Genomic DNA, 23,125 nt, shown 5'->3' with positions numbered 1-23,125 from the left:
TGTTTAGCAGACGAGAATTTATGACGTTTGAAGAAGCGTTTATCGCACTTGATCAATATATGGACTTTTATAATTATCGAAGAATGCATGGTAGCCTGAAGCATATGGCTCCCATGAAGTTTTCGTTATGGGTCAAAATGCTAGAGGATACCTCAAAGTTCCATAAATCGATGTAAACACACAAGAAAATGAGCTGGACTGCGATAACACAAAACTTGTAGGTCAGGACTCCGGATTTAGGGGGCCTAGCCGCTTTTACATTTCATCGACGTAAAATCGAAGGTTTTGCCGGAAATGGACTGCACTTTTGCAGTTTAGATACGACTGGCGCTCTTAAGCTACCCAAATAAAAATAAAAATCCCGCTGCACACGCAGCGGGATCATCCAGCTTCTTGTTCCTTAGAATACCGGTACCAAAGCACCTTCATAAGTATCGTTGATGAACGTGCGAACTTCATCGGAAGTCAGCGCCTTCGCCAGCTTCTGAATCGCTTCGGAATCTTTGTTGTCTGGGCGAGCAACCAGAAGGTTCGTGTATGGCGAATCTTTATCCTCGATGAACAAGGCGTCCTTCGTCGGGTTCAAATTCGCTTCCAGCGCGAAGTTCGTATTGATCAGCGCCAGATCTACTTCTGGCAGCAGACGAGGCAGCATAGCTGCATCCGTTTCTTTGAACTTCAGGTTTTTCGGATTTTCCACGATGTCTTTCGCAGTTGCTGTGATTCCAGCGTCATCCTTCAGTTTGATCAACCCTTGCTTTTGCAGCAACAGCAGTGCGCGGCCGCCGTTGGTCGGGTCGTTCGGGATCGCGATCGTCGCGCCGTCCGCAAGCTCGTCAGCGGATTTGATTTTGTTGGAGTATGCGCCAAACGGTTCAACGTGTACGCCTACAACCGGTACGAGGTCAAAGCCGTTTTGGCTATTTTGCTCATCCAGGTAAGGCTGATGTTGGAAGTAGTTTGCGTCCAGCTCTTTTTCATACAGTTGTACGTTAGGTTGCACATAATCGGTGAATTCTTTAACTTCCAGCTCAACGCCTTCTTCTTTCAGCTTCGGCGCGATAAATTTCAAGATATCAGCATGTGGTACGGTAGCACCTACAACCAGCTTCACTGGTTCAGCTGCAGTTTGGTTCCCCGAATCTGCGGCGTTCCCTTCAGCGGCTGACGTTTCACCTGCCGTGTTTCCTGCTGCCCCGTTATTCGCGGCATTATTGCTCCCGCAAGCGGCCAGTACCAGTACCAATACGAGCGTTAACAAAGATAAAGTCCATTTTTTCATTGCAGGTTCTCCCCCTTAAAAATGTTTTTTTGAATAAGGATGGTGTTATATATTTAAGTTTCCTTATTTCCGCGTAAAATAAATCACCAAGCGGTCACCCAGCATTTGCAGCACCTGCACCAGAATGACCATAAAAATCACCGAAACGATCATGATTCCTGTCTCGTACCGGTAATACCCGTAGCGGATCGCCAGGTCGCCGAGACCACCGCCGCCGACCATGCCTGACATGGCGGTATAGGATACCAACGTGACTACGGTAATCGTCATGCCTGCGATGAGGCCGGGCAGCGATTCTGGCAGCAGCACCTTGCGGATGATCTGGAATGAGGAAGCGCCCATGGCTTGGGATGCTTCAATCACTCCGCGATCCACCTCGCGCAGCGCCGTTTCTACCAAGCGGGCAAAGAACGGGGCCGCCCCGATCACCAGCGGCGGAATCGTCCCTTCCACACCGGTCGATACGCCCATGATCGCCCGCGTGACTGGAATCAACGCAACGATCAATATAATGAACGGAACCGAGCGAAGGATGTTAACAATGAGCGAAATGATCCGGTAAACCCAACCTAATACCAAGGATTGAGAACGTGAGAAGGTGAACAACAACACCCCGAGCGGAAGCCCGATCAAGAACGTAAACAAGGTTGCAAACCCCATCATCTTCAGCGTATCTAGTGTCGCCGTTCCCATCTCCGCCCAATCGATGGTTCCGAGATCCAATCCAGCCATTATTCGATCACCTCCACGTCAAGGTCACGTTCCCGCAGGAGCGACAGCGTGCGCTCCACCCGGTCATCTTCACCTTCAAACGATACGGTCAGTTGACCGTACGGGATATCCTTAATCGCTGAAATCGTGCCTTGCAGGATGGCGAAGTTGACGCCCGTTTCCCGAACAACTTGGGACAAGACCGATTCGTAGGTTTTCGCTCCTAAGAACGTGATTTTCACCAGCTTCGACCACTCTGGATGCGGAACCGAAGTCGCCAGCTTCAAGCCTTCATCCCCGGACTCCCGATGAATAAACTCCCGGGTTACCGGATGCTTCGGCTTCAGGAACACCTCCGTCACCGGCCCCTCCTCTACGATACCGCCTTGGTGAATAACCGCTACACGGTCGCAGATGCTTTGGATGACATGCATCTCGTGCGTAATCAGCAGAATCGTTAGCTGGAACCGCTTGTTGATGTCCAGCAGCAGCTTCAGGATGGAATCCGTCGTCTGCGGATCCAGTGCCGAGGTGGCCTCGTCGCACAGCAGCACATCCGGTTCGCTGGCCAAGGCCCGGGCGATACCAACACGTTGCTTCTGACCGCCGGAGAGTTGCGCCGGATACTTGTCACGGTGTTCCTCCAAGCCGACAAGAGCCAGCAGCTCATTGACCTTCTCCGCAATGGCCGCCTTCGGCGTTCCGATCAGCGTCAGCGGAAATGCGATATTATCATAAACGGTAGCCGAGGACAGCAGATTAAAATGTTGAAAAATCATGCCGATTTTGCGGCGCTGTTGCTGCAGCTCACGTTTGCCAAGCTTCGTCAGCTCCACCCCGCCGACCCAAACCTCGCCTTCGGTCGGGCGCTCCAGCAAATTGATGCACCGGATCAACGTACTCTTGCCAGCACCGGAATGACCGATGACGCCGAAGATTTCCCCTTTGCGAACGCTCAGATTTAATCCGGACAGTGCGGGGGTTGCCGTTTTTTTGGTGCGATAGATTTTCGTAATGCCCTTCAGTTCAATCAATCGGCTAACCTCCTGTTCCTAACATGCGGAAATATAACAAAAAGAGCCCTAACAGATTCAAAGGGCTCTCTTTACGTAAAGACAATGCCTTCTCATCTGCCAAAACCGAGTAAATCACATCGGTTTTGAAGGAATTAGCACCATGACATTCGGCCGTGATGAGTGCGCTTCATTCCGCGCATCATTCACGGGCGAATCGGTTGCTGGGCTTCATCGGGCCTTTCCCTCCGCCTCTCTCGATAAGAAATAAAATATGAAATTAAAAGAGTCGTTTGTGAAATTACATCAATGTTAACCTGTCATGTAAAACTATTGATGAGTATAATGAGTTTTGTTCGTTTTGTAAAGAGGAAAAATAAGAATGGCGATCGGATTAGATCGCCGTAATTTTTTTCCATCTATGATTGATGTAGTCAAATACCGTGAAGTAGGTGTCACAAACCATTTGGTATCCTTGCTCCAGATCCCGGATATGCTGATCCAGGTCCTCCAGGGCAACCTTGCCGAACAACGCCTGATGCCGTTGCCACAAGTCGTCCTTCATCTCCGAGTTCATGTAGTGAATCTCCGTATTTCTCCGGCGCCGCAACACGCCTAACGCTTCCCGGTACTTCTCTTTAATCGCGTTCAACCGGCTCCCCAGTTCAGTGTGAATCTTTAGCGTCGTAAATTGGCGCAACACCGTAAAATAGGAGAACCGCGACTTCACCTTCGACGTGTTCAAATCAAACAGTTCATTAAGCACCGTCCCAAGCTTGTCCAGCGCCGAGAACACGCGAATGAACCCATCCTTGTAAAAATACACATATCTCGCATAATCCGCCCGTTCCACCGGGTCCATGTCTTCAACAAATTCGGTATGTACCTTTTGGCGAAAAAAGGTAGCGGCATATAAGCATTGTTCGAGCTCATCCAACGAAGAGATCAATCCGTGCACCCAAATCTCCAGCTTGCGGAAATCATGCGTAGGGTCTTGATGCTCCTTGATTTCCTTCTGCAGCAGCCTCACGGTCTGCGTCATCGCGCTGATCGTATCGGCCAGCCGCCCCTCATTTTGGCGAGGCGGCTCCCCAAGCAAGCTTCGCAGCATAGGCATTCCTCATTTCACAGAAAGTAGGATTTCCAACGCTGATCCACCAAGGACACGATATCCTCTTGCGGGAACAGCTCATCCGGGTACCCTGGCTTCATGCGGGCATCAATAACGAGCGGCAAACTGTAGGACAGATGATGCTGGCGCACCTCGGAAGCCGCGTAGATGTCGCTGGCCGGATTAAACCGCGTAAACACCGTCCACAGGAACGCCGTTTGATCATGAGCCGCGGCTTCGGCGTTATCCACCAGCACCACCAGCGGCCAAGCGGTCCCGCGTTCGCGAAGACGACCCAGCAGACGCTCGGCCAGTTCCGGCTCGTCCTCATAGGATGCACCAGAAACGACAAGACATCCGTCATGAAATACTTGGATCGAATCGATTTCCGCGATTTCGCCTTCCTCGTACGCCCGAGGCAGCTCGCGCATCGGCTCGCCTACGCCGATCAGAATCGCCTTACTGCCGTGATTCAGCTTATGGCCGGTGTAGTCCAGCGTATCATGCGAAGTGTTGTTTAGAATAAACAAATCCATGCGTGGATCAAATCGTTCCAGAACCGTCTTCAGCAGCAGACGGAAATCGGCGAGATCGATCAGCTTGTCCGTCAACATCAGGAATTTGGTCAGTGAAAGTTGACCTTCCCCAAGAATCCGGAAGGCGGACACCAGCGCTTCACGGGAATAGCTCTCCCGAACAACCGCCGAGCTCAAGGCATGGAATCCGCTCTCCGCATACGTCCAAAGCGAGCGCACATTCGGCATGACGATCGGGAAGGCCGGCGACAGCAGCTTTTGCAGGAAATCGCCCAGATAATAATCCTCCTGACGCGGTTTACCAACGATGGTTGCCGGGTAGATGGCATCCTTCCGATGCCACATATGGCCAACATGCAGCACCGGGAATTCATGCTGCAAGGAATAATAGCCAAAGTGATCGCCAAAAGGCCCTTCCAGTCGACGCTCATGCGGAGGCACCAGCCCAAAGATGGCAAATTCCGATTCGGCCGGAATGCGGTGACCGCCCAGCGGGTTTTCGGCCATCGGCAGCTTCTCACCAAGAATGAAGGAAGCAACCAACAGCTCGGACAGATGCTCAGGCACCGGTGAAATCGCCGAGGCAATCATCGCTGGAGGTCCGCCCAGGAACACGGATACCGGCAACGGTTCGCCGCGTTTCTCCGCCTCATGGTAATGGAACCCGCCGCCTTTTTGGATTTGCCAGTGCACGCCGGTGGTTTGATCATCATACAATTGGATCCGGTACATTCCCAGATTGTTTTCTTTGGGTTGCAACGGATTTTCCGTATACACCAGCGGCAACGTAATAAACGGACCGCCGTCCTTCTGCCAGCTGGTCACCTTCGGCAGGTCTTTCAGCGGCGCTTCCGTTCGGCAGACGTCAAGAATCGGGGCGTCTTTTTTGGATACCGTTCTCATGCCAACCTTCAAAACGTCGCGAATCAGTCCGCGCTCATTCCAAATCGCTTTAGGTGTCGGCGGCAGCAGTTTATGTATCGCGTCAACCAATTGGTTAGCAAGCTGTTCTGGTCGCGGGCCAAAGGCCATCTCCACCCGGCGAGGGGTTCCGAACAGATTTGTTGCCACGGGAAAAGGCGTACCTTTGACATTGGTAAACAGCAAAGCCGGGCCGCCGTCATCGATGACCCGCCGGTGAATTTCGGCTAACTCCAGGTAAGGATCAACCGGCACATCGATGATTGCCAGGTCGTTTTCTTTTTGCAGTGCATCGATCCATTGACGCAGATTCTTGTAGCTCATCTCCTGATCCTCCTAAAAGACCGGGTCAGCGCCCGGTCGTTACGTAACTTTACACTATAGACAAAAGTATACCTTACCTCATCCCCCTCGGGATGCCCAGTCATTCTACAGATTCATGACAATCCCGGCGCAATCGCGGAAGTTGTCCCCGAAACCTAACGCCATGAAGCGCAGGTTAAACGGCTTTATCAGCCGGTGCAGCCTGTACCTCCTTGGCGGTTCGGCTCAACTGCCAGGCTCGGACGCTTAAATAACATAGAACCCCAAACAAGGAGGCCAGCACGATGATATGCGCCAGCGAAGCGAAAAGATAAATCTGGTAGTTGTTGATCGTCAGCGCGATGGTTGCCCCGGTCAGCACTTGAATGATTACCAGCACCGTGGCGGCAACGCCCAGCTTACGGATGCCCGGCAGTTCGGGATGCTTGCGGAAGGCAAAATGGCCCACCGTGGCGATCACGACCAGCAACAGAGCAGCCGCAACCCGGTGAATAAAGGCGATCCCTTCCCCACCGGATAAACCGGGAATAAGCTGCCCGTTACATAACGGCCAACCGCTGCAGCCACCCGCCGAGTCCGTATGGCTGACATACGCACCGAGGTAAACGACAATGTATGTGTAAGCCGTCGCAAACCAAGTCAAATTGCGGAACGCTTTGGACACGCGGGTTCCCGATCCAGATGGACGCACAGGGTCTTGCGAACGACGCCCTGCATTGCGGTCAGCTTGTCCGCGTTCTTCCTCGCGGATGCCGAGAACGAGCATGATCGAGCTGGCAAAAGCGATCAACGAGAACCCGAAGTGCAGCGCCATAACGGCGGACGACGTAGGGTAAATGACCGCCATCGCCCCCATCACAGCCTGTACCATAACAAAAATTAAGGCCATCAAGGAATACAACTGCAAATCCTTCCGGTTCTTCCGGTACATCCAAAACGCGATGAACGCTGCCAAAGAAAACAAACCGGCCGCCCCGCTGACTGCCCGGTGAGAATATTCAATCATGGAAGCGAGCGTATGTGCAGGGACAAACTTCCCATGGCAAAGCGGCCAATCATTACCGCAGCCAAGTCCGGATTCCGTTTTGGTCACAACGCTGCCCCCAAGAGTCGCCAGAAACATTACAAAACAAGAGGCATAACTGAGCCATTTTAAAAATTTCGTATGCAAAACGGTTCACACCTTTAAGTTAATCGGTAATCCTTTTCATTATAACCGATCAAGTAACCACTTTCATAGAAAATGTTGAAAAATAGACACCGCCGCAAGGGGAAGTCCCTGCGGCGGTGTGATGAATATAATGGCATCCGTTTGATTTTAGATTATAACGTATCCCGAGTCTCCGGCGTGTCATGGAGCGTATGATACACATCCAACGCCTTGTTCAGGAAATCCTCAATTTCCTCACGGGATTTGCGAAGCTTGTTCACGAATCGAACCAGCTCGCGGCCATCGGTATAGGCTACGAAGCTGGGGATTCCAAGAATGTTTTGCTCCTGGCTGACGTCGCCGACTTGGTCAACGTCGACTTCAATCAACGTCAGACGACCTTCGTATTTCGCCTCAACTTCAGGCATAAATGGATCTATAAATTTACAATCCGAGCACCAGTCGGCTTTAAAAACCGCTACGATCAGGTTGCTGGATTGAATGCTGACTTGAAATTCCGCGGGGGATGTAATTTTTTTCATAAATGATCCTTCCTTTCATCAGGATACTTCTAGTCAACCAAAAGCGGGAGTGGAAGTCAATCTTTTTGGACATACTGGATAGTATTATGCCTAGCCGGCCGCCAAATATTCGGACGCTCGATCCAAGGTAGAAGGGAGGCGGAATCCATGAAAGACCACCGCCAAGACACCGGGAACGGGAAGGCCGTCAACCTGAAAAGATGGATGTCCAGCCTGCCCGCCGCAATCTCAACGATGTTCAAAAATAAAACCGCCGTTCTTTCCGATTCCTCTGAATTGCGGAAAGAGACGGTGGATTTGGGCTGGAACGAAGCGGCTGCCCGAACGGTCATCAGTGAAATCGAGGAGTTGCTGCGGCGTTCTGCGGCCGCTCGTTCCGCATCAGCAGGAGAAGATTACAGCGCTGAGGATTTGCAGTTGGCCGAAGCGATCGCGGAGGAGACCCGTCTGGCCGGAGCCAACAATATCAGCCGGACGGCAGCTTATCTCGCCTGCTATCAAGCATGCCCGGAGCTGCATTGGGCCTTCCTCGCACATATGGTTTCACGGAACGCCGGCTGGAACATGACAGATCTGCAAAGCAGCCGTATGGCCGATGCGATTGATGCGGAAGAGAAGCGGCTCACGTATCGGTTTCTGGAGCGGTGCAACGCCCTGATTTTTCAGGACGCTTATCCGCAGCTCAGACTGTATATGAAAAGCCGGGAGCTCGGGGCCAGCCGGTTCCACCTACTGCCGTATTTTCACGTTTCGCGTTTTATGCGGCCGTTTTGGGAGCGGTTTTGGATCGACCGCGGCAGCGCTTTGCTAACCGTCGGACTCATTATCAATGAGCAAAATTATATCGAAAAACGCGTGGTACGCCATCCTTACTTCCAGAAGCAGGTCACGGACAAATTGAACTTCCGCCTGTTCAGCTTGGCGGGATTAAACCAGATCGTGTTCCCGCTGAGCGAAGCGGCGGAAGGGGGCGACGGGGCTGCCGGGAGCAAAGTGCGCCGCCTCGCGGGGCGCACCGTCTCCGACTTCGGCAGCCTGCAAGCCCGCATCGCGTTAGGCAAGAGCCTGTACGCGATGCTGATGGGCTACCGCGCCGTACGCAGCGGCGCGGAGCGCTTCGCCGCGAGCGTGCCGCACAGCGGCTCGCGGGCCGATTATTGGCCGGAACTGTTCACGGCCAATTTAGAAGAAGCTCTGACCGCCAAGGTTCAGGGGTCAGAGCTTCTCGCCCAGGAGACGCTGCCGCCGGGCCAGCGTCTCTACAGCCCCAAGCTGCTCAGCGCTTGGGGCGACACCGCCTATGAGCCAATCTCTAGGGAGGATTGGCTCAAGGACACCCGCGCGCTGGACGACATCAGCGCGCCAAAAGCGCCGTTCCTGTGCGACATCAGCCGCTCGCACAGGAACGGCATCCTCACCACCGCATTTGTGCACGATGCGGTGGAGGAGCAATGACAGGAGCGGGGTTGAGCTTGTTCGTCAACCCCACTCCTGTCACCGAACTAACCATGTGGCTGAAGCGCTTCACATGCTCCAGCTCCAAGCTCAGCTTCCTACCGCCAAGGAACCTCCCGAGCCAGCTCTTTTTTACCATTATCCCGTTAAATCAGGCAAAGCTATTTTAAACTGAAGCAATTAAACCAACACAACACAAGGACCAACACCTAACCGCCTTATATGCGCCTTATATGCGCCTGCTAATTACCTACTTATTTCATACCCATCTCACACCCAACTCCCCCTGAACCAAGGGGATAACCCTCTAACGTCTCTGAACCAAAGGGATAATGGTGCAAAAGCGCCCAGCCGCACACCCTTGGAGCATCGAGCTTTCCCCAACGACTTGCCGCCTACCCACTGTCAAACCACACGATGCTTCCCCTCGCACCCTCTACCTTCTACCTTCTCTGACCGAAAGGGATAATCGTGCAAAAGTTCCCAGCGGGATACAACCATACAACCACACCCCTACGTGACACGCACGACACGACCTAATCCCCTCCAGATCCACCTGATTGATGCGCCCCCGCACTTCTACTTCCCTGAACCAAGGGGATAATGGTGCAAAAAAAAGCGACCAGCAGACACATGCGCATCCACTAGTCGCTTAAATTTGCTTCATGATTTCTAATATTAGCCCACCTGGCGGTCTCGGCCGCCGCGTTGTAAACGCATGAGCGGGGAGAGGATTTTGCGGAGGGGGGCTGGGTAGCTGGTCAGCTCGTCCTTACGGACGACGCGCAACAGGATGAGCAGCACCGGATAGAGTGCCACCACTGCCACGCCAACGATGCAGCAGGTCAGGAAGAACGCGACCCGCGCTGGCATCAGGTCCACCATTTGAATGCCGGCTTGGTTTAAGCCATAGCCGACACCGGACAACACCACAACCGTGACCAGAAAACCGCCCCAGCGGCTTCCCATCAAAGAAAACGGTACGATTTGCTTCATTGCTCGAACGTTCAGCAGCGTAATGACGAAGAAACAGAGTCCGGTGGCGATAATGATGCCATAAATCCCCCAAAACTGCGCAAACACATAGCTGGCTGCGAGCTTCACGAGAATCCCGATCGCCACATGCACCATCGACAAATTGGCTTTACCTACCCCCAGCAGAATCGAGTTACTGGTCATCATTGTAATTTGAAAAATCGTTGCGAACGTCAGCAACGCGACAATGCTGCTGCCATCCCGTGTACTGAACAGCAACCCGTTCACAGAGTAGGCCGCCGTGCCCAATGCAAGGATGATCGGCATCCCGCTCAGCACGGCCACCCGCATCGCCAAGGTGACCTGACGCTGCAAATGCTCCTGATCCTTCCGCGCATATGCGGCGGAAATGATCGGCACCAGCGATTGGCTGAGCGCGATCGCCAGAATCGGCGGAATCCCCGCGATCATTTGCGCCCGGTTGCCGAGAATCCCGAGAATGTAGGTAGCTTGTCCAGAGCCGATTTGTCCGGTCAGCAGCGGCTTCAGGATCGAGTTGTCGATGAAGTTAACCGCCGGTACCGCCAATGCGGTCAACACAATCGGAATCGACAGCTTAAAGATTTCCGCATAAATCCGCTTAAACGGCAGACGACCGGCAACGCTCCGCGGTTTGGCTTGTCCCTCGGTCTGGTCTTTCCGTTGCAGCTTCAAGCTGTACACCAACATCACGATCAATGCCGCAACCCCGCCGAGCACTGCGCCAAACGTTGCGCCGGCCGCGATCTTTTCGCCCGAGTAACCCCAGTGGAACAACACAAACGCCAAAATAATCCCGGTTGCCACCCGCACGATCTGCTCGATCACCTGCGAAACGCCCCCGGCGATCATAATATTCCGGCCCTGTAAATAACCACGGATCATGGCGATCAGCGGAAACAGCAACAAGGCCGGCGCCAGGGCACGAATAGCCACCACTGATTCCGGAACGCCGGAAGCTACCGCGTAATAGGGCGCCAAGGCATACAGCAGCACGAACATCACCAAGCCCGCTACACCCGCAAAGAGCAGCGCCGCTTGGTATACGCGCCGCGCCTCCTCCGGCCGGTTTAACGCGTGCCGCTCCGACACCATTTTGCTCAGCGTGCTCGGGATCCCTGCCGTGGCTAAAGTTAACAGCATAAAATAGGCCGCATTAGCTTGAGAATAAGACGCATTCCCTTCGATACCTAGAATATGCTCCAACGGTACGCGCTGGAACAAGCCAAGCACCCGGGCAATCAACGCCGCCCCCGCCAAAATTAACGTGCCTTTAATAAACGATTCCTTCTTGGACAAAAGCAATTCCTTCTTTCCCGCAATCCATATGAGTGCTAACTAAAATGATGACTAAAATGCAACGATCCAAATGATAAACACGATGATCATCACCAGCTGCAAAATCACCTTGACCACCATGCTGCTAAGCAAACCAACCACAGAACCGATGCCTACCTTAAACGATTTGCTGAGCGACTCGCCCTTAATCAATTCCCCGATCATTGCACCCAGCAACGGCCCAAGAACCAAACCAAAAGCCGGAATGACAAACGGTCCGATGATAATGCCGATCGTGCTCAGCCAGACAGATAGCTTGCTGCCGCCGAATTTTTTGACACCCCAAGCCCCGACCGCATAATCCGCCACCATCAGCGCGACCACGATCAATGTTTGTAATATCCAGAAGAAGGGGCCAAACGACTCAAACGAGAAAAACCATCCGTACACAAAAAAGGCAAAATATATGGCGAGCACTCCAGGCAGTACGGGATACACCGCTCCGGCCATCCCCACAGCAAACAGGGCAATCACCAAAATCCAGCCAATCACGGACAGTGCCATTTTCTCACTCCCCTGTCAAAATATAGTCCCGAATAATCCAAGCAATGCCATCTTCATTATTCGACGTGGTCACGACATCGGCCTTCTCCTTCACAGCCTCTTGGGCGTTCCCCATCGCAACGCCCAGACCCGCGGCTTCAATCGCAGCCAAGTCATTTAAACTGTCTCCGATCGCAACGACTTCCGACATCTCGAGTCCAAGCAGTCCGCACACCGTCTGAATGCCGCTGGCCTTGCTGATCCCTTTCGGGTTAATCTCCAAATTGTGCGGGGAGGAATTCGTGATTTCTAGGCCGCCCATCTCTTGCAGCTCCCGCAAAATCTCTCCCCTCACCTCATCATCCTCGGTAAAATAACCAAACTTCATCCAATAATTCTTTTCCAATAATTCCGGTTGCCAGTTCCCTTCGTTATAACTGCCTTCCACGGCATAGGCCCAGAACCAGACATTCTTTTCCCGGGAAATGTCGTACATTCGCGAAACGAGTGATCGATCAAGCAGCACCCGACGGTACAACTCATGCGGGGACTTCCACACTTCGCTTCCGTTTACCGTAATCATCGGCGTCCCAAGGTCAAGTTGATCGCCATACGGAACTGCTTCCCGATAGCCTCTTCCTGTCGACAAGCAGACGTGGACTCCTGCCGCCGCCGCCTTCCGGATCCAACGTTCTGTCTCCGGCGAGATTTGTAGATCGTCGTTCAGCAAAGTTCCATCCATATCGAGCGCCAACAGTTTATATTTCAACAACAGACAGCTCCCCCCATCCGCAAGTTTCTGACTCTCTAAACAGCATACCGCCATTTTACCATAATCCCGAACTCCGACAAAGCTTAGTGAAGCAAGGACAAGTCACTCATAGGCATGATGAAAGCCGCCCACCAGGGCGGCTTCGCACCACTCAAAAAACTCTCAGATTAACGTTGTCCGGTCAACGACTCAATATCGATGAACGGTGTGGCGCCGCCTGTAACTTGCGGGAGTTTGCCGTCCCATTTTTCCAGCGCCTTCTCCTGCACTTCGATCTGTTTCAGCTGCACGAGTTCCGGTGTAACCTCCTGCTTCTTCAGCTTCAGCGCTTCTGCCTCAGCTTCCGCCTGAGCGATCTTCTGCTGCGCTTCAATCTGAATCCGCTTCAGGTCGTTGCTCGCTTTCAGCGCCTGCTGCTGAGCTACCTGCTTCGCTTCGATCGATTGGTTAAATGCGTCGGAGAACTTAAAGTTGACGATATTAATTTCGTTAACGATTAAATCGTATTTGGCCAAACGGGAGGTTAAATGCTCGCTGATCTCTCCGGCTACAACGTCACGCTTGGCAATCAATTCCTCAGCTTGGTAACGAGCTGTCACTTCTTTGACGATCTCCTGCACCGCCGGATTAATAATGACCGTATCGTAATTGCCACCGATATTGTTCATCAGGTTGTAAGCCGACTCCTTGTTCACCGAATAGTTCACGGCAACATGCGTAGATACCGGCTGCAGGTCCTTCGATGATGCGGTTGTATCTGTTTCCGTTTTGGTCACCTGCGTATTCACCTGAATGACGGTTTGAACAAACGGTATTTTAAAATGCATGCCCGGGCCTAAAATATTATCATTTAACTTCCCGAACGTTTTGTACAAGCCGACATGACCATATTCGACCTGCGCATAACTGTTGGATCCGACGATCAGGACGACAATGACGATAATGGCCGTAGAAATCCATTTCCCCACGGACATATTCCTCTTGGTTTGCTGCTGCGTTCCTGTCTCCATATGAATCCCTCTCCCCTTAATATGTGGTCTAACCGGAACGATTGACCGGCTAACTATATTAAGTAATACGGAGAAGGTCGTCGTTTGGTGGCAAAAACTTGACAAAAACGTGCCATATTTGTGTTAACCAGCGATTTTCACGATTATATTGCGTTTCTTGCTGACTTAAGCGGCCGCAGAATGCAGTTCATCGCGTTTCAGCTGCTTCCTCCCGAATCGAGCGATCAAACCATGCTTGGGCGAAAAGAGGAATGCCAGCAGGAATAACCCACCGGCAACCGTGACCATCGAACCGGCGATCGAAGCATCCAGCCATTTGGCCGCATAATAACCGCCGGCTGCGCTGATCGCCCCGATCAGCACGCTGTAACCGATCATTACACTCAGTCGATCGGTCAGCAGATATGCCGCCGAGGCCGGGATGATCAACATGCCGACGACCAGAATCGCCCCTACGCTCTCAAAAGAGGCCACCGTCGACAGCGAAACAAGCCCCATCAGCAGATAGTGGAACAATGCAACCGGAATGCCTATTGCAGCCGCCAATGCCGGATCAAAGGCACAGAGCTTAAATTGCTTGTAGAAGAGCAAGATGGCTGCGAGTACGATAAGCAGCGTCCCGCCCAGCATCCAGACCGCGATCGGCCCCATATCGTAGCCGTTCCATATCCAGGTATCCCATTGCACATAGGCGATTTCACCAAATAAGACGCAGTCTAGATCCAGGTCGATATGCGAAGCGTTCCGGCTGATCAGGATCACACCAACGGCAAACAGCGCTGTAAACACAATGCCAATCGAAGCATCGGATTGCAAGCCGCTTTGTTGCAGCATCTGGATGAAGAACACCGTGATCAGCCCCAGCACAGCGGCCCCGATCAGCATCAGCAAAGAGTCCCGCGAGCTGCTGACCAGAAACGCGATGGCGATGCCGGGCAGCACAGAGTGGCTGATGGCATCCCCAACCATGGCCATTTTTCGCAAGACCAAAAAGCAGCCCAAGATTCCACACGTCGCCGCAACCAACGTACCAGTTAATATAATCCAAAAATCCGCCATGTTATTCCGCCCCCCTTTCGACCGTGTTCCCGGCTTGCTTGATTATCGCCAACTCCATCGGTTGCTGGATTTCATTGCGGCTGCGCCAGCGTCGTATCCACTTAGCCAGCCAACCCCGATTTGGCGCAAACACAGCGGAGACGAAAAACAAAGCGGTCGCCGCTAACACCGTCACCGGACCAGTTGGCAAGTTCGATAAAGTGGAGCTGATCAGCGTACCGGTAATCCCTGACAGTGCTCCGAACACACCTGCCAGCACAACCATCACGCCCAGCGCATCCGTCCAGTACCGCGCAGCCACAGCCGGGGTAATTAGCAAGGCGGCTACGAGCACCACGCCCACGGCTTGAATGCCCACGACAACCGCCACCACGGTCATCATTAGCAGCAACTGTTCAAGGAAAGCTACTTGAAGCCCCATGCCCCGGGCAAACCCGGGATCAAAGCTCACCAGCTTCAACTCCTTAAAAAGCAACGCGCATATCGCAATAAGCAACACGGACACCGCGCCCATCAAGTAAACGTCAGCCAACATCATGGAAGCCGCCTGACCAAACAAATATTTGTCGAGCCCGCTCTGGTTCCCGTTGCCGCTATGCTGGATTTGGGTCAACAACACGATGCCGATGCCAAAAAACACCGACAACACGATGCCGAGCGCTGCGTCCTGCTTGATCCGCGTGTAGCGGATAATGGCGGAGATACCAAACGTCGCTGTCACCCCGGCGAGGATGGCCCCAAGCATAAACAGACCCACGGATTTGACGCCGCTTAGCATAAAGGCGATGCAGATTCCTGGCAACGCGGCATGCGCTAACGCATCTCCAAGCAGACTTTGCTTGCGAAGATAAGTGAAAGAGCCGATGACGCCGCTGCCCAAGCCAAGCAACAAGGATCCCATTAGAATCCACTGCAGGTTCGGATCCGTGATCCATTGCCATACTGTCGTTAGCATCACGTCACACCTTCCCCGCAGGCACCGCACCGAAATCGGCCAGCATAGCAATCTTCCCGCCGTACGTCTTGTGCAAATTTTCCGGTGTAAATGTCTCCTCAGTAGGTCCGGCGGCAATCAACTCACCGTTCAGCAGCAGCACATGATCAAAATATTCCCGTACTGTAGATAAATCGTGATGTACCACCAGCACCGTTTTCCCTTGCTCCTTTAATTCGTGCAGCAGGGCGATGATCGCTTTCTCTGTAGTGGCATCGACGCCGGCAAACGGTTCATCCATAAAATACACCTGCGCATTTTGAGCCAGAGCCCGCGCCAGAAAGACCCGTTGCTGTTGTCCGCCGGATAACTGACTGATCTGGCGCCCGGCGTACTCCGCCATTCCCACCTTCGCGAGACATTCCAGCGCGATCTGCCGTTCCTTGACTCCGGGGCGGCGAAACCAGCCAAGCTGGCCGTAACGCCCCATCATCACAACATCCAGCGCATTCGTTGGGAAATCCCAATCCACCGATTCGCGCTGCGGCACATAGCCAATCAATTTGCGTTGCTCCCGATAGGACTTCCCATAGATGCGAACTTCACCGTCCAGAGTGGGAAGCAGCCCCAGTACAGCCTTTAGCAGCGTAGATTTCCCCGCTCCATTAGGACCTAGAATCCCAATCAACTGCCCTTCCGGGATGTGAAAAGAAACCGATCTTAACACCGGCTTCTTCTGATAAGCAACGGTTAATCGGTTCACCTCAAGCGGATAAACGTTCATTTTGGATCCCTCTCTCTAAAGTTATTTCAAGGCCTCAACGATCGTGTTGACATTATGACGGACCATCCCGATGTAGCTATCCGCTTCTGACCCTGGTTCTCCCAGCGAGTCGGAATACAGCTCGCCGCCGATTTTTACCGTATGCCCCAGCTCCGCAGCTCCGGCAATCACCGCTTCCATCGATTTGGTCGGAATGCTCGACTCAACAAATACGGCTTTGATCTTATTCTCAACCAGGAAGTCTCGGAGCTTGGCGACATCCCTTGAACCGTATTCCGCCGCCGTACTGATTCCCTGCAGACCCATCACCTGAATGCCGTAGGCATCTCCGAAGTAGCCAAAAGCATCATGAGCCGTGACCAGCACCCGGTCCTGCTCCGGAATTTCTGCGATCCGCTCCTTCACTTCCGCATCCAGCTTCTCCAATTCGGCAATATACGCCTCGGCGTTCTTCCGGTAGACGTCGGCATGGTCTGGATCGTAGGCCGACAACGTGTCGCGGATCGTTTGCGTGGCTGTGATCCAATGCCGTACGTTAAACCATATATGCGGATCGTACTGCGTCCCCCCGGCATCTGCACCAGAGCGCAGCTCGCTTGGATCAATGTCCTTCGAGACCGCCACAGTCCGCTTCTTCTTCTCCAATTTCTCGAAAATCTCCGTCATTTTCCCTTCCAAATGCAATCCACCGTAAAACACGACCTCCGCCTGATCCAGCTTCTCGATATCCCCCTGTGACGCCTTGTATAAATGCGGGTCCACTCCTGGCCCCATTAGACCGGTGACTTCAACCTGCTCGCCGCCAACCTCCTGAACGACATCTGTGATCATGCCGATCGTAGTCACCACCTTAACGGGGGAATCATTAGCCGATGCGCGAACATGATCAACCTGATCTTGTACTTTGGAACAAGCCACTAATACGATGAACGCCAGCACGCCGAGCGTCATTTTGGCCCGTTCAAACGGGCTTTTCTTGATCTTCATTTCGTCCATTTTGCTACTCCTCTCCTCGAATTTGATTTAATGTTGTACAAGAGAACACTTGTTTACTTGATACCTTTTTGTTTTATTTGTATAAAAATGTTTCCTTAGGGCAAATTCTAAGCAAAAGATTCCCAAAAAGCAAGAGGAATTTCCCATAAAACAAAAAAAGCCTGCTCATCGCGAGCAAGGCTTCGTTTAATCCTATATTTACTTCTTAGGGTTACCGTCCAAACCGTATTCCCGATCATATGCATCAAAAATTTTCCGAGCAACCGGTGCCGCGCTGTAAGCCCCAAAGCCTCCTTCGGGAATTACAACCGCCACCGCCAGCTTCGGCTTCTCCCTTGGGGCGAATGCAATAAACACGCCGTTATCCAACAGTTCTCCTCTGTAATCCTGCTGCGAAGTTCCCGTCTTGCGGGCAAAATCGTAAGGAAACCCATCAAAGGCGTTCACAGTTGTTCGCATCCCTTCAATAACTTCATCCCAATAGGCCTCCTTCATCTTCACTTCGTTAAGCACCTTCGGTTCAAATTGAACCACCACTTGGCCTTCGGCATCGGTGATTTTCTGCACAAGTCTAGGTTGCATGCGTTTTCCCCGATTGGCCAGCGTTGCGGCATATTGCGCCAGTTGCATCGTCGTATATTTGCCCTGCTGCCCGAAGGAAGCATAAGCCAAGCGGGACAATGCCGTCTGCGATTCGTCTTTATAATCCAAGATCCCTCGGAAATCATCAGGCAAATCGATTCCTGTGGGGACGCCTAACCCAAATTGCTTCATGTAATCGTCCCAAACCTGAATCCCTTTGGCTCCATATTTGTTGTACAGCTTCTCCCCGACCATATCGACCATAAATGCATTGGACGATACGCGAATGGCATCTTTCGGATAAAGGGGGCCGTAGACATGCCCGGAGGAGTTCCGCACACTCGCTGAATCGTTGCGGCCGAAATAAGCGATCCCTCGATCGTTGTACTTCGTCTTGGTCGTAAACAAACCTTCGTTTAAGCCGATCAACACCGACAATGGCTTGATCGTCGAACCCAGATACACGGTGGACTCAAAATCGTGGTCGGAGCGCCCGGAGGAATACGGCCATACCGTGCCATTCCGATAATTTGACGAAATTTGGTTCCATACCTCATTGGATACTCCGCCAGTTTGCCATACATTCGTATCATAATCCGGCATGCTGGCCATCACGATGACGTTTCCAGTGTCGACTTCCATAGCCACGGCATAACCCGTTTTGGCGTGAGGATGCACTCTACCGGATACTAGGTTTTGATGAACCCACTCGATTTGATCCAGAATCGCCTGTTCTGCGACCTGTTGCACCTTTTTATTGATTGTCGTATGCAGATCGTACCCCTTCTCCGGTGGTACGATTTCGGGAACGCCATTCACCATGTTCCGCGGATCAATCGGCACGCGCTTATATCCGTTTTTCCCCCGCAGTTCCTGCTGATAATATAGCTCCAACCCATCGAAGCCGACAAACTCGTCTTCCGTGTATTGCAGCGCCGGGTCGGCATTTCGTCGTTCCCGTATCGGCTGATACCAAGCCAAATCATATGTGGATTGGAACTTCTTTAGATAACCGATTGTTTGCACCGCAACCAAATCAGGGTCATAGTGGCGCACCGACTCCTCAATGATGTCTATTCCAGGAAACCTGCTTTTTTGAGCAAGGAAATAGGCGGTTTCTTGTTCCGTCAGGTTGCTCTTGATACGACGTGGAGCAAACCCGCTGCTGCGGCGAAATTTCAGATCCATCGCATCCAGAATCTCTTCCTCCGTCATCTGTGCGCTGGGATCGCCATACGAATCAAACACCTTCTTCAATTCTTTCGCCAGGGCCTCAGCTTCCGTCAAATTAGCTCTGCCCGTTTCAGTTGTTGAATCGTAGTTACTTTTCTGTAAAGTCAAATATAAGGTTTGGATTGGTGTGGAATAAGCCAGCTTCGCTCCATCGGCGGACAGAATCGATCCTCGAACCGGCGGCATCGGGACATCCCGGAACCTCATTTTCACCTCTTCCATAGAGATCGATGGTCCTTCGACAAACTGCAAAATGGCAAGTCGGATAATGATGAGAGTGAACAACGCGAAGGCACTGAAGAAAAACAGATTCAGCCGAATATGGAAATGCCGCCGCATGGAGGCTTGCTGTTCCTGGGAATCCCCAATGACGAATTTGTTCATCCACTTTACGCCTCCCTGTTAGTGATGAATCGTCCTTCCATAAGAAAAACGACCCTTTCAACATCGCTGTGAAAAGGTCGTTGCTGTCATTGGATTCAATTAAGGATTCGTTTGCTCGGTTTGATTCCCGTTTTGCTGGGAAGCATTATTGTTGGTCTGTTGCTGATTTTGGTTTTTGGTCTTTTTCGGAACCCCGTCCAAGCCATATTCCTGATCGTATGCATCAAAAATTTTACGGGCAACCGGCGCGGCGCTGTAGGCACCAAAGCCGCCTTCCGGGATAACAACTGCTACCGCCAGCTTCGGGTTCTCCCGAGGGGCGAAAGCGATAAATACGCCGTTATCGCGATTGGCACCATCAGCCCATTGCTCCGAGGTCCCGGTTTTTCTGGCAAAATCGTAAGGGAATCCCGAGAAAGCCATGGAGACATCGGTCTCCATACCGCTGATGACCTCTTTCCAATAAGCATCGTTAAATTTGATCTCATTGAGAACTACCGGTTTAAATTCCTTTACGATATTGCCGTCCGTATCAGTAATTTTGCTGACGAGATGCGGTTCCATGCGTTTCCCTCGCGTAGCCAAAGCCGTTGTATATTGGGCGAGCTGCATCGCGGTGTATTTCCCTTGTTGTCCAAAGGAAGCATAGACTAGCCTTGATAAGGCTGTCTCCGATTCATTTGTATACTCCAGTTTGCCCAAATATTCTTTTGGCAGATCCACACCCGTCGAAACCCCTAGACCAAACTGCTTCATGTAGTTGTCCCAGATTTCAATCCCTTTCGATCCGTATTTGTTGTAGAGTCTTTCCCCCACCATATCAACCATAAAGGTGTTTGAAGAATGACGGATCGCGCCAGCCGGGTCGATGGAACCATAAGCATGGCGTTGGGAGTTCCGGACACTTGCAGAATTGTTCTTCCCAAAGTAGGCAATACCTGTATCGTTATAATAGGTACTTGTTGTAAACAAACCTTCATTCAAGCCGATCAACACCGATAACGGCTTAATGGTTGAACCCAACAAAATAACGGATTCCAAGTTATGCCCCGACCGCCCCGAACTAATCGGCGTGATCGCCCCGTTCTGATAGTTGGAAGAGATCTTGCTCCAATTCTCAGGAGATATCCCGCCGGATTGCCACACATTGGTATCGTAGTCCGGCATGCTGGCCATAGCCACTACATTACCAGTCTCGACTTCCATCGCAACCGCGTAGCCGGTTTTAGCATTAGGATGAACCTTCCCGGATACCGGGTGGGTATGCACCCATTCGATCTGATCAAGGATTGCCTGCTCAGCGACCATCTGAATGTTCTTGTTGATCGTCGTGTGAAGATCATGGCCTTTTTCCGGCGGCGTAATTTCCGGGATCCCGGTGGCCATGTTCCGCGGATCAATCGGCACGCTCTTATAGCCGTTCTTCCCGCGCAGCTCGTCCTGATAGTACAGCTCCAGGCCGTCGTATCCGACGTCCTCAGTTTCTGTATATTGCAGTGCCGGATCATCGTTCTTCGCTTCCCGGATCTGCTTGTACTTCTCCAGCGATGTTGATGCCCCTTTAAACTTTCGGATATAGCCGACCGTTTGCACAGCTACGGTATCCGGGTCATAATGACGAATGCTCTCCTCAACGATGTCGATCCCCGGAAATTCACTTTTCCGTTCCAAGAAATAAGCAACTTCCGCAGGCGTTAAATCGATTTTAATTCGACGCGGCGTAAACCCGTTATATTGCCGGTAATCAAGGTCCATCGCCTTGATGATGTCCTCTTCCGTCATTTGGGTCTCCGGCGAACCTAATTTATCGAAAACTTCCTTCAGCTTCTTGGCAAGTGCCAATGCTTCCGGACGATTGGCTTTTCCCTTATCCGTGGAATTGCTGTAGTCTTTCTGCAGCGTGATATACAGCGATTGAACCGGCGTGGAATAGGCTAACTTCTCGCCCCCCGCCGCATAAATCGTTCCGCGGGTTGGAGCAAGCGGCACATCCTTAACGCGCAAATTACTCTCCTGTTTAGACAACGTTGGACCTTCTACGAACTGTAATATGGCCAAACGTACGATGATAATGGTAAATATGGCAAAAGCACTAAAGAAAAACATGTTAAGCCGAATGTTAAAATGGCGTTGCATTGCGATTTCTTGTTCTTGCGGATCCTTCGCATAAGTGCTTTTCAAGGCGTTTCCCTACTTTCTATCCCTTAAATCCTCATTTCTTGCAGTCAACTTCTCTATAGTACCATAACGAAATAAGGGGCGGTGAAGTTACGCCCCCTTTCCAGTATTTTTTCATCGCACCAACTTAAATTGCAGCCCATACTCAGATCAGCTTGTTAGGGACATGGGTTTCACTGAATGCCGGCGGATTAAACCAGTCGCCGCTCTTGGCCCAGGTCGAATCCAGCGGAATCCAGGCGTCTTTCTCGGACAAGTATACCTCGTTCCAGGCATGAGGACCGTACCCGCCTTGCCCGTCGTATCCAAGTCCGGTCACGACCTTCACCTGAAGTCCAACGGTTCTGGCCATGACGGCATAGAGCCGGGCATAATCGATACACACCCCGCGTTTGGTATCAAACGTCATTTGCGGCGTTTGCTCATGCCAGATGCCTTTCTCCTCATAGTCTTTCACTTTATCGTAATCGTATGACACCCGGGTTCCAACCCAGTCGTATAGTCGCCGGGCCTTCTCTTCATCCGTGTCAGCGCCTTTGGTGATCTCTACAGCGGCCAACTCAATGGATTCGGGAATGTTGGCATCAATCACTTCGTATTTCTGCTGCAGGATGCTGCCAAGCTCTGCTTCTACGCTGCGCGTGAATACCGGCAGCTTCTCCTTGATCAAATTGCCGGTAATCGGCTCAATGATCGTTCTTGCCCCTTGTTGATAGACCGGCGAGGCTTCTACGTAACGGCTGAACCCGCTGTTTGGATACAACGTCACGACAATAAATAAGATGGCGATCAGCATCACGCAACGCGCCGCACCAATCACCGCGCCGATTCCTGCGCCAGCCAAACGGCTCAGCAGCGAAGCCGGACGGTCCCCGCCGGAGAATAGCCAGCCGAACAGACCGCTCCCCCCGCGAACGAACAGCATCGCGAAGCCTGCCAAAGTACGTATAATCCAATAGAGCAGAAGAAAAACGACGGCAAATCGCATCAGCGGAAAATCCCGCACCGCCATGACCAGCATATACAGAACTTGCTCCCACTTTGCCAGCTCTCGATCCGGCAACGGCAGCTCCGTCAGCCAAGTCTGAACCTTCGGAGATAACCACATCGTTAACGGGATGGCGATGGCAATGCCAACCAGCGATAAGACGCCGCCGCTTAATAGCGTGAACAGACGGCCTGCCGAACGGGAGGCTCCGCGCACCAATCCCTGCAGCACCGAGCTGAGAAGCACGGCAAGCAGCAGCACCGTGATCCAGTTATATTCGCTTAGCGTTTGCAGCAATGTCGTCATGTCCAGCTTCATAAGCCCC

Annotated in this window: 19 protein-coding genes and 1 riboswitch; of the genes, 1 reads left to right on the top strand and 18 read right to left on the bottom strand. The window is 52.2% G+C overall.

Annotated elements, in window-relative coordinates:
* Nucleotides 1–400 precede the first annotated feature (400 nt).
* The 7 genes from C812_RS01645 to C812_RS01615 form a co-directional block, all read right to left on the bottom strand.
* On the bottom strand, nucleotides 401–1,282 hold the full coding sequence (locus C812_RS01645) for a MetQ/NlpA family ABC transporter substrate-binding protein (protein WP_016310950.1): 882 nt from the start codon (nucleotides 1,280–1,282) through the stop codon (nucleotides 401–403).
* 63 nt (nucleotides 1,283–1,345) lie between these two features.
* Nucleotides 1,346–2,014, bottom strand: coding sequence for a methionine ABC transporter permease (locus C812_RS01640; RefSeq protein ID WP_016310949.1), 669 nt, complete (start codon nucleotides 2,012–2,014; stop codon nucleotides 1,346–1,348).
* Nucleotides 2,014–3,027, bottom strand: a complete 1,014-nt coding sequence (locus C812_RS01635; RefSeq protein ID WP_016310948.1) for a methionine ABC transporter ATP-binding protein — start codon at nucleotides 3,025–3,027, stop codon at nucleotides 2,014–2,016. Before C812_RS01635 ends, C812_RS01640 begins: the two co-directional genes overlap by 1 nt.
* A gap of 89 nt (nucleotides 3,028–3,116) precedes the next feature.
* Nucleotides 3,117–3,273: riboswitch (SAM riboswitch) on the bottom strand.
* A gap of 127 nt (nucleotides 3,274–3,400) precedes the next feature.
* Nucleotides 3,401–4,117: a Cthe_2314 family HEPN domain-containing protein gene (locus C812_RS01630; protein ID WP_016310947.1), complete on the bottom strand. Its 717-nt coding sequence runs from the start codon at nucleotides 4,115–4,117 to the stop codon at nucleotides 3,401–3,403.
* Between the two features lie 14 nt (nucleotides 4,118–4,131).
* Complete coding sequence (locus C812_RS01625) at nucleotides 4,132–5,898, bottom strand: UbiD family decarboxylase (protein WP_016310946.1); 1,767 nt, start codon at nucleotides 5,896–5,898, stop codon at nucleotides 4,132–4,134.
* A 175-nt stretch (nucleotides 5,899–6,073) separates the two neighbouring features.
* Nucleotides 6,074–7,069: a COX15/CtaA family protein gene (locus tag C812_RS01620; protein WP_016310945.1), complete on the bottom strand. Its 996-nt coding sequence runs from the start codon at nucleotides 7,067–7,069 to the stop codon at nucleotides 6,074–6,076.
* A 152-nt stretch (nucleotides 7,070–7,221) separates the two neighbouring features.
* Complete coding sequence (locus C812_RS01615; RefSeq protein WP_016310944.1) at nucleotides 7,222–7,590, bottom strand: thioredoxin family protein; 369 nt, start codon at nucleotides 7,588–7,590, stop codon at nucleotides 7,222–7,224.
* A 147-nt stretch (nucleotides 7,591–7,737) separates the two neighbouring features.
* Here C812_RS01615 and C812_RS01610 point away from each other — a divergent pair, with 147 nt between their 5' ends.
* Nucleotides 7,738–9,045, top strand: coding sequence for a DUF2515 family protein (locus C812_RS01610; protein WP_016310943.1), 1,308 nt, complete (start codon nucleotides 7,738–7,740; stop codon nucleotides 9,043–9,045).
* A gap of 678 nt (nucleotides 9,046–9,723) precedes the next feature.
* Here C812_RS01610 and C812_RS01605 read toward each other — a convergent pair.
* The 11 genes from C812_RS01605 to C812_RS01555 form a co-directional block, all read right to left on the bottom strand.
* The gene (locus C812_RS01605; protein ID WP_016310941.1) at nucleotides 9,724–11,358 is read right to left on the bottom strand and encodes a putative polysaccharide biosynthesis protein; all 1,635 of its coding nucleotides are present in this window, start codon (nucleotides 11,356–11,358) and stop codon (nucleotides 9,724–9,726) included.
* 51 nt (nucleotides 11,359–11,409) lie between these two features.
* The gene (locus C812_RS01600; protein WP_036624508.1) at nucleotides 11,410–11,895 is read right to left on the bottom strand and encodes a DUF456 domain-containing protein; all 486 of its coding nucleotides are present in this window, start codon (nucleotides 11,893–11,895) and stop codon (nucleotides 11,410–11,412) included.
* Nucleotides 11,896–11,905: 10 nt separating this feature from the next.
* On the bottom strand, nucleotides 11,906–12,706 hold the full coding sequence (locus C812_RS01595; protein ID WP_051134889.1) for a Cof-type HAD-IIB family hydrolase: 801 nt from the start codon (nucleotides 12,704–12,706) through the stop codon (nucleotides 11,906–11,908).
* Nucleotides 12,707–12,819: 113 nt separating this feature from the next.
* Nucleotides 12,820–13,662, bottom strand: a complete 843-nt coding sequence (locus C812_RS01590; protein ID WP_016310938.1) for a prohibitin family protein — start codon at nucleotides 13,660–13,662, stop codon at nucleotides 12,820–12,822.
* A 165-nt stretch (nucleotides 13,663–13,827) separates the two neighbouring features.
* On the bottom strand, nucleotides 13,828–14,721 hold the full coding sequence (locus C812_RS01585; RefSeq protein ID WP_016310937.1) for a metal ABC transporter permease: 894 nt from the start codon (nucleotides 14,719–14,721) through the stop codon (nucleotides 13,828–13,830).
* 1 nt (nucleotide 14,722) lies between these two features.
* Nucleotides 14,723–15,676: a metal ABC transporter permease gene (locus tag C812_RS01580; protein WP_036624502.1), complete on the bottom strand. Its 954-nt coding sequence runs from the start codon at nucleotides 15,674–15,676 to the stop codon at nucleotides 14,723–14,725.
* A gap of 4 nt (nucleotides 15,677–15,680) precedes the next feature.
* Entirely contained in the window at nucleotides 15,681–16,439 is a 759-nt protein-coding gene (locus C812_RS01575; protein WP_016310935.1) for a metal ABC transporter ATP-binding protein, read from the bottom strand.
* Nucleotides 16,440–16,460: 21 nt separating this feature from the next.
* Nucleotides 16,461–17,435, bottom strand: a complete 975-nt coding sequence (locus C812_RS01570; RefSeq protein WP_016310934.1) for a metal ABC transporter solute-binding protein, Zn/Mn family — start codon at nucleotides 17,433–17,435, stop codon at nucleotides 16,461–16,463.
* A 198-nt stretch (nucleotides 17,436–17,633) separates the two neighbouring features.
* A complete protein-coding gene (locus C812_RS01565; protein WP_016310933.1) occupies nucleotides 17,634–19,634 on the bottom strand; it encodes a peptidoglycan D,D-transpeptidase FtsI family protein in 2,001 nt (666 codons plus the stop codon).
* A 99-nt stretch (nucleotides 19,635–19,733) separates the two neighbouring features.
* Complete coding sequence (locus C812_RS01560; RefSeq protein ID WP_051134915.1) at nucleotides 19,734–21,770, bottom strand: peptidoglycan D,D-transpeptidase FtsI family protein; 2,037 nt, start codon at nucleotides 21,768–21,770, stop codon at nucleotides 19,734–19,736.
* Nucleotides 21,771–21,957: 187 nt separating this feature from the next.
* Nucleotides 21,958–23,118, bottom strand: a complete 1,161-nt coding sequence (locus tag C812_RS01555) for a transglutaminase domain-containing protein (protein ID WP_016310931.1) — start codon at nucleotides 23,116–23,118, stop codon at nucleotides 21,958–21,960.
* Nucleotides 23,119–23,125: the final 7 nt, after the last annotated feature.

The sequence above is a fragment of the Paenibacillus barengoltzii G22 genome, assembly GCF_000403375.2.
GTDB lineage: Bacteria > Bacillota > Bacilli > Paenibacillales > Paenibacillaceae > Fontibacillus > Fontibacillus barengoltzii.
Note: the sequence above shows the minus strand (reverse complement) of the source record. Positions and strands in the feature narration are given on the sequence as shown.